Genomic DNA, 13,992 nt, shown 5'->3' with positions numbered 1-13,992 from the left:
CTTCTGCTTTTTATAGAGTTTCTGGACGCGCGCTCGGCGACATCACTCTAGGATTGATGCGGAGTACGCAACGTCAGACATCGCCATGCAGAAATGCGGACGCGCCCGATTTCTTGTACGAGCGCACCTTCATTGCCGCCCGAATGAGGCAGCATGCAGCAGTACGGTCTCACGGAAGGACGACAACGACCATGCGGGCATCTACAGGAACGCGAGTCATCTGGATCGTCGTCAGTCTCCTCCTTGGTATCGCGCCGGTGTTCACGGCACTACCGGCACAGATCGCACGAGCGGCGGAGCCCTCCTGCGAAGACGTCGGAAATGACATTGAATGTACCTATTCGTATACCGGTGCCGCGCAGACCTGGATCGTGCCGGACTGGGTGACAACCGCGCAATTCGATGTCTATGGAGCCAGCGGCGGAAACATTGGAACGTTCATCTACGGAGGCAAAGGCGGTCACACGAAGGCAGCTTTGCTGGTGACGCCCGGCGACACAATCACGATCATGGTGGGCGGAAAAGGCCAGAACGCCGGTGAGACGAATCTGACCACCTGCCAGCTAGCCTTCACCACTGGTGGATTCAACGGCGGTGGCAACAGCGGCACGCCCACAGGTTCACCACCTTGCCCCGGCGGCGGCGGCGGCGGGGCCTCGGATATCCGCATCGGTGGAACCGATCTCGCCAGCCGTGTCATCGTCGCCGGTGGCGGTGGCGGCGCTGCGAACCTGGCAGCCTTCTGGGGCAACGCAACCGGCGGCGCTGGCGGCGGGGATGTCGGCGAGCGTGGCGGCTATGTCTATAACGGAAACGCCTACGGCGGTCGCGGCGGCAATCAGGATTGTTCGCAGGGTAGCGGGCAGGCAGGCGTCGGCAGCGCCGGCGCAAGCACGATTTCCGGCAGTGGCGGTGGTGGCGGCGGCGGCTGGTGTGGCGGCGCGGGCGGCCATATCGGCAGCAACGGTGACTGGTACGGCGGCGGTGGCGGCAGCGGCCATAGCCCAGGCGGAGTCCCCATGGAGACCGGCGTGAACTCGGGCGACGGCAAGGTCGTCGTCAGATTCAATGCCGGCGATGAAACTCCACCAACGACCACAGCAACATATAGCAATGGCTATGTCCCCGGCACCTGGAGCAACCAGCCGGTCACGGTCACGCTCTCCGGAACGGATAACCGCACCCCGAGTGATCAACTGTACTTCTTCTACGGCGTCGACGATATCGACTGCACCAACCACGGTGTCACCCGTTGCGCCCAGTACTTCAATCCAATCACCATTTCGACCGAGGGCACTCATGCCTTCGACTACCTCGGTCTGGATAGCTCCGGAAATGTTGACCACCAGCACGCAACGATCAACATCGATCTGACGGACCCGACTGTCAACTATTCGGGCAACGCCGGTACGTACCGCGTCGATCAGCAGATCGACATCACCTGCACGGCGACCGATAGTCTTTCCGGTATTTCCAACACGACCTGCCAGAACATCAGCGGTCCGGCCTGGAGTTTCGGGCTCGGGACGCACAGTTACACAGCCACCGCGACTGACCTGGCCGGAAACGTCGCCAGCGACTCAACCGCCTTTACCGTCGGTGTCTCCTACGACAGTCTGGCGAACCTGACCTGTCAGCTCGTCACCCAGCGGACGATATGCAACGCGCTGAACTACAACCTGGCATCGGCCGAATGGGCGGAGGGACGCCACATCGGCTTGCTGCAACAGCATCACCTCAATCTCTACTCCTCGATGGCCAAGGCGCTCAGTGGTCGCATCCTGACTAGCGAGCAGGCTCAATTCCTCATCGACACAGCGGCTCTGTTCTATCCGTCAAGACGCTGACACTCCCCGCCGCCTGAAACGGTTCGGGTACTGGCGAGCGCTCCATTCCGAGAACCGGGAATGGGGCGCTCGCCTCTCGTCGCACTGTTCCCTCGTATGCTCATCTGCGTTGCATGACGCTGCCGGCTGAATCCGCTTCACGATTCCTTGACCGTGGCAATACACACACTCATACTTTCGCCTGCACTCCCCGGAGCGCAATGCCTGACTCGGTGACACCGCCCGCACGCGGCGGCGGTCGCGGTCGAGCGATTCGTACGTTATGACGAGTATTAGGCTGTATGAGGTGGTGGGAATGAGACGATCCGTGATTGGCGCACGGCGCATCTGGATAACTCTCGGAGCGATCCTGATGGTCGCGCCGTTACTGACCACGCTACCTGCGCGGGTCGCAGAGGCTGCCGATCCTGACTGCGTGGAATCCGGCGCGCAAACCATCTGCACCTTCTCCTACACCGGCGCATCCCAAACCTGGACCGTCCCGAACGGCGTCACCGAGGCGCAGTTTGATGCTTATGGTGCATCCGGCGGAAACGCGAGATACGCCGACGACGGTGGCAAGGGCGGACGCGCGACTGCCACATTCTCCGTCACGTCCGGCGACCAGATTGTCGTGATGGTTGGCGGCCAGGGCTCCGGAATCTTTGATGATCAGGGGCAGGCCTGTGGAGATCACATACCACAGGGTGGCTTCAACGGCGGCGGCAACGCCGGAGGCACCACCTGCCCCGGCGCAGGCGGCGGTGGTGCATCTGATGTTCGCATCGGCGGCACAGGGCTGTCAGATCGCGTCCTCGTTGCTGGTGGTGGCGGCGGTGCCGTCAATATCATCGTGTATGAATTCGGGATTCGATACGGTGGAGCGGGCGGAGGGCTCGTCGGGCTGGTTGGTGGTCCAAACGTCACTGAATGGCTATCCGTTCGAGGTCAGGGCGGTAATGCGGACTGCACCTCCGGCAGCGGCCAACTCGGGATTGGCGGTGACGGCGCGAGTAATACAACCCATGGATCCGGAGGCGGTGGCGGTGGCTACTGCGGCGGCTCCGGCGGCCAGACAGCCCCCGACGGTGAAGGCACCGGCGGTGGCGGCGGCAGCGGCTTCGGCCCCGACGGCACCGTCTTCGAGACGGACGTTCGATCCGGCAATGGCCAGGTCATCGTCACATTCGACACGCCCGACACAGTTGCGCCAACGACAACCGCGACCTACAGCAACGGCTACACGCCCGGCACCTGGACCAACCAGGCCGTGACCGTCACCCTGACCGCGACCGACAATGTCGGCGGCAGCGGTGTCGCGGCAACGTACTACGGGCTGACCAACCCACTCTGCGCGCCCGCCTCGCCGCAGGGCTGCTCCGTATACACAGGACCGTTCACCATACCCTCCGAGAGCGGCGCGATCGTGCTGTTCTTCAGCGTCGATGCCGCCGGAAACACCGAGTCGCTCAACACGGTGCTCGTCAGCATCGACCAGACCGACCCCTACGCCGCGCCCACGATCAGCGGCACCGAGGGCGACAACGGCTGGTACACCAGCGCTGTGACCGTCACCTGGAACTGGACCGACGATCTCTCCGATCTGGATACAACTCGATGCCCTGCCACCTCCTCCTCGAACAGCGACGGGGAGGCTTCGATCAGCGCGACCTGCTATGACCAGGCAGGCAACGACTACGAAGCATCCGTGCCGGTCAAGATCGACCAGACACCGCCAGCGGGAAACCCGACTATCTCTGGCACACTCGGGGACAACGGCTGGTATGTCGGTCAGGTCACGGTGACCTGGAACTGGGCCGATGCCACGTCGGGCACAAACTCCTGCCCACCTGTAACGAACGCGCTCGCTGAGGGCCAGTACACCATCACCGCCAACTGCAGCGACATGGCGGGCAATACCGCGACTGGCTCTGTCCCGATCAAGATCGACCAGACACCGCCGGCCTTCGCCCCGACCACCAACGGGACTGAGGGCGACAACTTCTGGTACACCAGCCCCGTGACCGTCACCTGGAACTGGACTGATCCGACCTCCGGCATCAACCCGACAACCTGCCCGACAACAACGCTGGTCACGACTGACGGCGAGCAGGAGGTAATGGAAGCCTGCCGCGATCTGGCCGGCAATGTTGCAGCCGGACGCAGCGTGGTCAGAATCGATCAGACACCGCCGACGGTGACCTACTCTGGTAACGCAGGCAGCTACGGCGTCGACGATCAGATCGAGATCACTTGCACTGCGTCCGACGCTACGTCCGGCATCGCTTCAACAACCTGCCAGAACATCACTGGCCCGGCCGCAAGCTTCGAGCTGGGCACCCACACGTTCTCGGCGACCGCAACGGATAACGCCGGACACACAAGCAGCGCGACAACGACGTTCACCATCGGACTGGACTACGACAGCCTGGCGGCATTGACCTGCCAGATGGTCAACCAGCAAACATGGTGCAGCACGCTCAGCTACTATCTCGCGTCGGCCGAGTGGGCCGAAGGGCGCCACGTCGGCACCCTGCAGCAGCACTACCTCAATCTCTACGCGACGATGGTGACCTCGCTGCGGAATCGCGGGCTGTCCGCGCAGGACGCGCAGACGCTGCTCAATCTGGTGCAGATCCTTCAACCGCCAGTGACACGCGGGCGGTAACAGACGATAGCTCTCACCGTTATGCGTTGATGACAGTCACGACCCCCTCGTCCAAATCTGGGCGAGGGGGTCTTTCCACAAACTCACTTCTCCAGAATATAGACATCTGATATGCGGTCATTCATACTTCCGCTCGCATTATCTCGCGGAACGATCGAATATTGAGTGATGCCCTGCCGAGGAGCAGGCAACACCACCGATGCTCCAATGGAACGGTGCGCTCGAGGATATCTGTCTATTCGGCCTGAGAGCAGTATCTCGTCACCTGACGAGACGCACATCGTAACTTCGTGGGGGTAAGGGAACATGCGGCGAGGAACACCGACTGCACGGCTGACCTGGATCGCAACGGTGACGATTCTGATTCTCGTTCCTCTTCTGGCAGCATTTCCGACTCGGGTCGCCCAGGCGATCGAATCGAACTGTCAGGATCAAGGCACGAGTGTTGCATGTGCATTTGGACACCGGCAGTGTTCAAACATGGATCGTGCCAGTCGGCGTTACTGAAGCAACATTCCGCGTGAGCGGTGCCTCCGGAGGAGGCACCGTTTCCGCAAATGGCGGCAAAGCGCAAGATCTGATCGCGACTGTGCCGGTAACGCCCGGCTCCGTGATCACCCTCATGGTCGGGGGAAAGGGAGAGGACGGAGGTCGCTGCGACAACGAGCAGCCGCGTGGCGGATTTAACGGTGGTGGCAACGGTGGTGCCGGTCTCGGCGTGTTCAACTGTGCCGGCGCTGGCGGCGGCGGGGCTTCCGATGTGCGCATCGGCGGTAGCGATCTGTCTCACCGCGTGCTCGTCGCGGCCGGAGGTGGTGGTGCAGGCACGATTAGTGCATCACAAGGTGACCCGGCAGGTGGCAACGGTGGCGAGCTCGTTGGCGAAGACGGCCATCCATATACCGCAGGAACTGAACCATATCGCGGGCATGGCGGTGATCAGGATTGCACATCCGGTAGCGGGCAATCTGGCGTCGGTTCAACCGGTGCAAACAACGGCATTCATGGAAGTGGCGGTGGCGGCGGCGGTTGGTGCGGAGGTAGTGGAGGCGCAATAGCTCCGGACGACACTCTGTTTGGCGGCGGTGGTGGCAGCAGTTATGCACCAGCGAACGCGGCATTTCAACTGAGCGCCTCAATCGGGAATGGGTTCATTTTCGTCAGTTACCATCCCCTGACGATTGATGCGACCTGCGAGCAAACAAACGACAACAAGATGAACTGCACCTTCCCGTTCACCGGTACCGTGCAGGGCTGGATCGTGCCGGCCGGCGTCAGCGAAGCGACATTCGAGCTCTCCGGTGCTCGGGGCGGCAACACCCCAGTAGCCAGTGGTGGTGCCGGTTTCTTCCTTAGTGCCACATTGGCCGTGACACCCGGCGATACGATCACCCTGATGGTCGGCGGGCACGGAGGCGATGTCATCGATGACTGTGACATCGCCGCCGCCCCGGGCGGCTTCAATGGTGGTGGTGGCGGCGGTAATGGGCAGTGTGCGGGTGCGAGCGGCGGCGGGGCAACCGACGTGCGCATTGGCGGTACTGATCTGTCTCATCGCGTGCTCGTTGCCGCCGGCGGCGGCGGGGCGGCCAACGCCGACGATGCCACGCTCGGGCCGTCATCTGGTGGCCGCGGTGACAGATTCACCGGGGCAGATGGCGGGCCGGCCGACCCCGACTATCCTGCATATCAGGGGCAGGGCGGCAATCAGGACTGCACGACGGGGAGCGGACTTCCCGGAGTCGGGAGCGCTGGCGAGGACGCTGTAACCGTGTCCGGCAACGGTGGTGGTGGTGGCGGCTGGTGCGGCGGTAGTGGCGGCAGGTTGACCCCATCACCAGCGAATCGGATCCACGGCGGAGGCGGAGGCAGCAGCTACGGTCCCGCTGATGCGATCTCCGGCTGGAGTCTCCTGGCCGACGGCTTGATCACGATAACCTTCGACTTCCCGAACGCCCCGATTTGCCTGCAGTCCGGCATTACCGTCATCTGCACCGCCTATCCAATCAATGATTCGCAGACCTGGACGGTGCCGGCGGGCATCACCGAAGCGCAGTTCGAGCTTTATGGCGGATCTGGTGGCTCAACGCTCTCGCCAGGCGGCCTCGGTGGGCAGGCACGCGCGATTCTGCCGCTAACGCCCGGCAGCACGATCACGCTCATGGTCGGCGGGCAGGGCGTTAACGGTGGCGCGTGCTTCACGCAGGACACGCCGGGCGGCTTTAACGGTGGCGGCAACGGCGGCGCGGGGACTGGCGTCTCCAACTGCGCTGGCGCAGGCGGCGGCGGCGCGTCGGATGTCCGCATTGGAGGCAACGACCTGGCTCACCGCGTCCTGGTTGCTGGCGGCGGTGGTGGTGCAGCCAGCCCAGCTTTTGATGACTCAGGAAGCGCAAGCGGCGGCAACGGCGGCGGCATCATTGGCGGTGACGGGCTCAGTTTCGCTGGGGTCGAAGAATATCGAGGTCACGGTGGCGACCAAGAGTGCACTGTGGGTAGTGGACATCCGGGCAACGGTTCTGGGGGAGCGACTAACGGATCACATGGCAGCGGCGGCGGCGGCGGAGGCTGGTGCGGCGGTAGCGGGGGCAGTGTCACTCCGGATCTCTTCACCTTCGGCGGTGGTGGCGGCAGCGGCTACGGCCCGGCCGACATCGCCACCTTGAGCACCGGAGTCCACGAGGGTGATGGCCTGATTGTCATCATCTATGAATTGCCAGATCTGGAGCCGCCGGTCACGACGGCGTCATACAGCAACAGCTACGTGCCCGGCACCTGGACCAACCAACCGGTCATGGTCACGCTCAGCGCCACCGACAACCACACACCGGTCGACCAGATCATCACCTACACTGGCCTCGACAACAGCGGCTGCGCACCGGCAGCGCCGGCAAGCTGCGATACCTACAGCGGCCCGATCACGATCTCGACTGACGGCAACCACACACTGACATTCTTCAGTGTTGACCTGGCCGGGAATGTCGAGACGCCACAGTCGAAGTCGATCAAGATCGACCAGACACCTCCGACGGCATCGCCCTCAATCAGCGGCACTGCCGGGACGAACGGCTGGTACACCAGCGCGATCACGATCAACTGGAACTGGAGCGATAGCGGGGCTGGAATCGACCCCGCCAGCTGCATATCGTCGACGAGTACCGCCATCGAAGGCCAGTACACGCTCAGTGCATCCTGCGCCGACATGGTCGGAAACAGCACCACAGCATCGGCGGATCTCAAGATCGATCTGACACCGCCGACGATCACCTACTCCGGCAATCTCGGAACCTACACGGTCGATCAGCAGGTCAACATCACCTGCACGGCGGCTGACGCAGTTTCCGGCATCGCATCAACGACCTGCGCGAATATCGTCGGCCCAGCCTGGACCTTCGGTGCGGGATCGCGCACCGTCTCGTCAACGGCAACGGACTATGCCGGACTCTCATCCAGCGCCTCGACGACGTTCACCGTTGACGTGACGTACACCAGTCTGGGGAACCTGTCCTGCCAGTTCGTCGGGCAGCCAACGATCTGCACGCTGCTACGCTACTACCTGGATTCGGCGCAGTGGGCTGAAGGACGCCACCAGGGTATCCGGAACGCACTTCTCGACCTGTACTCAACGTTGGTGACCTCGCTGCGCAACCACGGACTGAACGCGCAGCAGGTTCAGACACTGATCGATCTGGCGAACGTAACCGCCCGCCAGTGACACGCGGGCGGTGGTGATCGCATGGGTCGATGCCCACTGACTAGTTGACGCCACTGGCCTACCTGCGTACGCTGCATCGGCGGCGTCGCAGGTGGGCGATGGCGTTGGCCATGACGTGATCAGGAACCCGGGTGAGCCTCGCGGCATCCAGAGCCGAACCGACGGGCAGCGTCCTGCGCAATCGACCGCTGATTACGCTTTTCCTCGGCCATATGACGATCGACCTGTACGCCGGCCTCCTGCCGGTCATGTTCCCGCTGCTGTCGCGCGACTTCGACCTGGACCTGGCGACGGTCGGGCTCGTCGCGCTGGCCTACAGCGAGCGTCGGCTCGATCTCGCAGCCGCTCTTCGGCTGGCTGGCCGATCGCTACGGCACCCGCTTCACCGGGCTGGCCCTGATCTGGACAGCCGTGACCTTCGCCGCCATCGCGATCGTGCCGGAGTTCTGGATGATCGTCGCGCTGGCCGGTGCCGCCGGGCTCGGCTCGGGCGCGTTCCACCCGTTCGGAGCACTGAACGCGGACGCCGTCATCGACGACCGGCGCCGCAACAGCGCCATGTCCGTCTATGCCTCCGGCGGCACGGTCGGCTTCGCCATCGGCCCGCTCATCGGCGTCGGGTTGCTTGCGCTCTTCGGCATCCACGGCCTCGCGCTCATGATCGTGCCGGGCACAGCGATCGCCATCTGGCTGCTGCTCGAGATGCGCAAGATCGCCGTCAAAGGCTCAGGATCGCGACGCGGACGGACGGGCCTGCCTCCCATTCCCTGGTTGGCGCTATCCGCCGTCATCCTCGTCATGATGGCGCGCTCGTGGACGATGAGCAGCCTGCAGGCATTCATCCCCACCTGGTACGACGACATGGGCTATTCGGAGGCGTTCTACGGCTTCCTGGCAACCACGATCACGCTCGCCAGCGCGCTCGGAACGCTCGGATCCGGCTCGCTGGCCGACCGCTACGGTCGTCGAGCGCTCATCGTCGTCTCGCTGATTGCGACGATCCCAGCGATCCTGCTCTTCACCGCCGTTCACCGGTGGCATCGCCTTCCTGACCGGCGCGCTGGTCGGCCTGCTGGCCGCCTCGACCGCGCCGCTCCTGCTGGTCATGGCGCAGCAGCGGTGCAGGGCCGCGCCGGCGTCGCCTCGGGACTGGTCACTCGGGCTGGGCTTCGTCACCGGTGCGATCGGCGTGCCGGTCACTGGCGCGATCGCCGACATGTTCAGCATCCAGACCGCGATGCGCGCGCAGTCGATTGTCATCCTGATCGCGATTCCGATCCCGGCGCTGATGCTGCCAAACGACCCGCGTGCGACCAGATCCAGCAGCGCGGCAGCGAAACGCCTGACAATTACTCCCCGGCGGGTGCAGTACTCGTACCATCAGGCGCGCCGACCCTGCGGCGGCTTCGCGACCGCACAGCCGCTCGATGACGTGGAGCGACATGTCGATGCCGGCCGAGACTCCAGCCGACGACACCACTGGGCCATCATCAACGAAACGCACGCCCTGCCGGACGGCGACGCTCGGATAGGTCGCCCGCATCCGTTCGACGCTGGCCCAGTGCGTCGTCGCCTGACTGCCATCTGCGAGCACGCCGGCCTCGGCCAGCAAACGCGCCGGTGCAAACCGTCGTCGCTCAGTGGCACCGGACGTCGGGCGATCCTCCGCAGTCGTGGGTTGTTCACCTCGCGCCGCGTGCCCTGCCCGCCGGGGACGACGAGGATGTCGATCGGCGGCGCAGACTCGAACGTGTGATCCGGTGTGACGCGGAGTCCGGCGCGCGCCCGCAACTCGCCGGCCTGCTCAGCGACCGTGAACACATCGAACCACGGCTCGCCACTGCCGCCGTTGTTTGCCGCGGTGAACGCCTCGTAGGGCCCGGCGAAATCGAGCAGCTCGACATCCGGAAGATCAATATCCCGACCGTTCGTACCATCTCAGCTATCCCTTCTCCCCAGATCGCAACCCGACCCCGCGCTCGCAGGTCGGCGAAGCAGGCTGACGTGCGGCGCAGTCCTTCGGCGAAGACCGCCGGGTCCTGCCCGATGCCGATGCGCAGATGGTGTTCGTAACCAGATACCGCACCCGGCGCGAGCATCACACTGTACTCACCGGCAAGCCGATCGGCCAGGTCGGTCGATGAAATATCGAGGTTGTAACGCATCAGCGCCAGCAGCCCACCGCGCGGCGGCGTCGAGACCGACATCGGCGTTGTCCGCGAACCACTGCTCGGCCGTCGCCAGGTTGGCTTCCACAATCCGGTGCGTCCGCTCGGTGATGCGGTCGCGATGCTGGAATGCCAATGCGGCCAGCGCATCGTTCAGCTTGCCGGGCGAGAGCGTTATGTAGTCGCGCATCCACCAGCAACGCGCGACGACCTCCGCCGGCGCAGCCAGCCAGCCGATCCGCAGGCCCGGTAGCCCGAACGGCTTCGAGAACGTCCCGACACTGATCGCCTGCCCACCGAGATTGCGCACCGGCGGGGCGAACGCATCGCCACCGGGGACATCCAGCCAGCGATACGCCTCGTCGCACAGCACCCAACCGCCGCGTTCGGCAGCCAGCTCATGCACGCGGGCGAGATCGTCGGACGAGAGCATCGCGCCAGTCGGGTTGTGTGGAGTGTTGACGACGATGAGCTTCGTATTCGGGCGCAGCAACGCCTCCAGCTCATTCAGATCGTAGCGAAATTGTTCTCCGGTCGTAGCTCCCAGAGCGATACATCGCAGCCGATCGCCCGCGGCACGCTGTACAGCTGCTGATATGCAGGATGGACGGCGACAACGTGGTCGCCCGGATCGAGCACCGTGTTGAACGCCAGAAAGTTGGCCTCGATCGCGCCGGTCGTCACCAGCACCTCGTCCGGGCCGGTGTCGCGGTACGTCTCAGCGATCAACAAGCCGCAGCTCAATCGACCCCGGCGCTTCGCTATAGCGGGCGTGTATCAAGCAGCCGCGCCATGCGTCGCCGCCCGCTCGCCCTCCGGCATTAAATCCAGCAGGTCGTTCACCGACATCGGCAAAATGCGCTCTCGGCAATGTCGTACTCAGCACCGTCTCCCACGTCGTCATCCAGCGCTCAAGCGCGAACGTTTTGTTTTCATGGTGTATTGGCGGCCCTCACCCCCGGCCCCTCTCCCAACGCTGGGAGAGGGGGTGTCAGGTATTTAGCGGATTGTGTTATGGACCCCGGCCCGCGGCCCAGAGGGCGCCCCGCCTCCGAGGAGAGGGGGAGACCAGCGCGACGGGGTTGCCTGCCGTTTCGATACGACAGCCGACGCGCCCGAACGAGGACACCCCCTCTCCCAGCATTGGGAGAGGGGGCCGGGGGGTGAGGGCCGCTACTCTACCCCGGCTGCAGCGCGTGCATCAGGGGCTCCATCTCGTAGAGCAGGAAGCCGAGGACGAACATCAGGCCGAAGTAGATCGTGCCGATCGTCAGGCGCTCGCTCATGGGCACGTCGTAGTAGTCGGACGTGTCGCGCGAGCGGAAGACGCGCAACAACTCCGGGACGCCGAAGATCAGGATGATGAGCAGGATCGGGCTGGGCCGCACAATCATCAGCGCCACAAGGCCGACGACGCCAATGGCCCAGAACCAGCGCGAGATCGCGCCGACCGCGCGGCCACCATCGAGCGGCAGAATCGGCAGCAGATTGAACAGGTTGATCAGGATGCCGATGTAGGCCAGCGCCAGAAACAGCCGATGGCCATCGAGCAGATAGATACCGTAGGCCGCGACCGCACCGAGCGACCCGATCACCGGCCCGCCAAGCCCGACATACGCCTCCATGACGGCGTTCTTCGGCAACTGCTTCATGCCGATCAGCGCGCCGAGGAAGGGGATGAAGATCGGCGCTGTCGCACGCACGCCGTAGCGACGCAGCACCAGCACGTGCCCCATCTCGTGAATGAAGATCAGCATGACCAGTCCGACCGCGAACTGCCACGGGAAATAGAGCGCGTAGGCACCAATGCTGACCAGCGCCGAGACGCCGGTGCCGAGGAATTTCACGCCCTTGAGCGCGGCCAGAACGAACTTGAGCTTCGTGACAATGAACAGGATCGCCGCACCGACCGGACCGAGCGCACGCTTCAGCCACGGGTCGCGGCGCGGTGCGCGGACGACCTCACCCTCCGGGCTGACGCGGTAATCCGCCTCATAGACGCTATTTGGATCGTAGGACATGGGCTCTCGTTTCAGCGGCGACCCGGTCCTACGTATCGACCGGGCATAAGTTGAGTCAGAACGACTCAAGTATAGCATCGCGCTCCAGCGCGACCTGTACTCAGTCTAGGCAGCGATGCTGAAATCGGCATGAAGGCGCGGTGACGATTCAGGCACGTGTCTGCAGATGCGACGAAGGGTCACACTGCATCGGAACCGTGATCGCCGCCCGCTGCTCCTTCGACGCGCAATGCGAACCTGCGGAGCAGGTCGTTGAGGACTCCAATCTCATCCGGATCGAGCGCCTCGTTGATGAGCCGCGCTTCGAGCGCCGTGCGATCAGCGGTCGCCGCATGCCAGCGCTCCGCGCCAGTGGCGGTCAACTGCACCGGTCGCCCGCGCCCGTCGGCGGGGTTGGCGGTCGGCTCGATCAGTCCGGCGCGCTGCAACCGCTCCAACCGCACGCTGATCGTTCCGGAAGTCACGCCCAGCGCACGCGCCAGCGCTGTCGGCGTCGATGCATACGGCGCACCACCACGCCGCAACGCAGAGAGCGTCTCCCAATCGCCCAACGTCAGATCATGCCGCGCTGCAATTCCATCCAGCAGCCGATTCATGTCTTGCCCGAGTCGTCGCAACCGCATCCGGACCGCTTCAATGACCGGATCGACGCCCGGCAGCTCAGCCATCCAGGCATCGAACACGCGATCCACCGCATCATGCTGTTCAGCCATGCACCCCTCATCCATCTTGACACTCAAGATACACTATCTTGAATGTCAAGATATGGAGGCGCGTGATGGATGCTACACAAAAGATCGCCGTCGTGACCGGCGGCGGTACCGGCATGGGCAAAGCGATCGCCGGACAGCTGGCCAACTCTGTCAGCACGGTCGTCATCGCCGGGCGGCGCGAGCAGGTGCTCAACGACGCTGCCGCCGAGCTGACTGCCAACGGTGCCGGGCGGGTGCTGCCGTATCGCTGCGATGTCACCGACCCCACTCAGATCGACGACCTTGCGATCTGGCTGCGCGAATCGTTCGGCGGGACGATCGACGTGCTGGTCAACAACGCGGGCGGTGTCGCCTATCTCCCGACGGACGCCTCGACCAGCGATGCCGCCGATTACGCGTCCCGAACTCTGGCGTCGAACCTGACCAGCGCCTGGCTTATGACGTTCGCGCTCGGTCCGATGCTGCGTAGGCCGGGGGGCCGCATCGTCAATCTCAGCTCGATCGCGGCATTCCGGGGTGGTGGCGACATGTACTCCGCGGCGAAGGCCGGCGTCGTCGGGCTGACCTACGGGCTGGCAGCCGAGCTCGGCCCGCAAGGCATCACCGTCAACGCCATCGCGCCGGGGCTGGTGCTGGGAACGGAGTTCTTCGGCGACCGCATGACTGACGAACGGCGCGATCGCACTGTCGGTCAGACGCCGGTCGGTCGGCCGGGCGCGCCGGAGGACATCGCCGCCGCCGTCGCCTACCTCGCCTCGCCTGAGGCCGGCTTCGTGAACGGTGAGGTTCTGCATGTCAATGGCGGCTGGGTGTTCGGGCGCTAGTCTCCAGACACGACGACGCGGAGCGTCTGCATGCTCCGCGTCGCCGACTGTGGTGGG

8 protein-coding genes and 2 pseudogenes are annotated in these 13,992 nt (G+C 64.3%); 7 read left to right on the top strand and 3 right to left on the bottom strand.

Translation table 11 applies throughout. From position 1 onward, the window contains the following. Positions 1 to 191 precede the first annotated feature (191 nt). The 6 genes and pseudogenes from M9890_06970 to M9890_06945 all read left to right on the top strand — a co-directional run bounded on the left by M9890_06970 (position 192) and on the right by M9890_06945 (position 9,965). Positions 192 to 1,847: a glycine-rich protein gene (locus tag M9890_06970; protein MCO5176697.1), complete on the top strand. Its 1,656-nt coding sequence runs from the start codon at positions 192 to 194 to the stop codon at positions 1,845 to 1,847. A gap of 352 nt (positions 1,848 to 2,199) precedes the next feature. Then, positions 2,200 to 2,892: pseudogene (locus M9890_06965) on the top strand (glycine rich domain-containing protein). A 204-nt stretch (positions 2,893 to 3,096) separates the two neighbouring features. Beyond that, positions 3,097 to 4,494 (top strand): Ig-like domain-containing protein, encoded by a 1,398-nt coding sequence (locus tag M9890_06960; GenBank protein MCO5176696.1) that lies wholly within the window; start codon positions 3,097 to 3,099, stop codon positions 4,492 to 4,494. 451 nt (positions 4,495 to 4,945) lie between these two features. Then, positions 4,946 to 8,209, top strand: a complete 3,264-nt coding sequence (locus tag M9890_06955) for a glycine rich domain-containing protein (GenBank protein ID MCO5176695.1) — start codon at positions 4,946 to 4,948, stop codon at positions 8,207 to 8,209. 390 nt (positions 8,210 to 8,599) lie between these two features. Beyond that, the gene (locus M9890_06950; GenBank protein ID MCO5176694.1) at positions 8,600 to 9,640 is read left to right on the top strand and encodes an MFS transporter; all 1,041 of its coding nucleotides are present in this window, start codon (positions 8,600 to 8,602) and stop codon (positions 9,638 to 9,640) included. 1 nt (position 9,641) lies between these two features. Continuing rightward, a complete protein-coding gene (locus M9890_06945; GenBank protein ID MCO5176693.1) occupies positions 9,642 to 9,965 on the top strand; it encodes a hypothetical protein in 324 nt (107 codons plus the stop codon). A gap of 353 nt (positions 9,966 to 10,318) precedes the next feature. Here M9890_06945 and M9890_06940 read toward each other — a convergent pair. The 3 genes and pseudogenes from M9890_06940 to M9890_06930 all read right to left on the bottom strand — a co-directional run bounded on the left by M9890_06940 (position 10,319) and on the right by M9890_06930 (position 13,111). Next, positions 10,319 to 11,061: pseudogene (locus tag M9890_06940) on the bottom strand (aminotransferase class I/II-fold pyridoxal phosphate-dependent enzyme). 494 nt (positions 11,062 to 11,555) lie between these two features. Beyond that, the gene (locus M9890_06935) at positions 11,556 to 12,398 is read right to left on the bottom strand and encodes a site-2 protease family protein (protein ID MCO5176692.1); all 843 of its coding nucleotides are present in this window, start codon (positions 12,396 to 12,398) and stop codon (positions 11,556 to 11,558) included. A 179-nt stretch (positions 12,399 to 12,577) separates the two neighbouring features. Next, positions 12,578 to 13,111 carry a MarR family transcriptional regulator gene (locus M9890_06930; protein ID MCO5176691.1) on the bottom strand — a complete coding sequence of 178 codons (534 nt, stop codon included), beginning with the start codon at positions 13,109 to 13,111 and terminating at the stop codon, positions 12,578 to 12,580. 65 nt (positions 13,112 to 13,176) lie between these two features. Between M9890_06930 and M9890_06925 the strand changes: the two genes are divergently transcribed. Continuing rightward, entirely contained in the window at positions 13,177 to 13,935 is a 759-nt protein-coding gene (locus M9890_06925) for an SDR family oxidoreductase (protein MCO5176690.1), read from the top strand. Positions 13,936 to 13,992 lie beyond the last annotated feature (57 nt).

The organism is Thermomicrobiales bacterium (assembly GCA_023954495.1).
Lineage (GTDB): Bacteria > Chloroflexota > Chloroflexia > Thermomicrobiales > CFX8 > JAMLIA01.
Note: the sequence above shows the minus strand (reverse complement) of the source record. Positions and strands in the feature narration are given on the sequence as shown.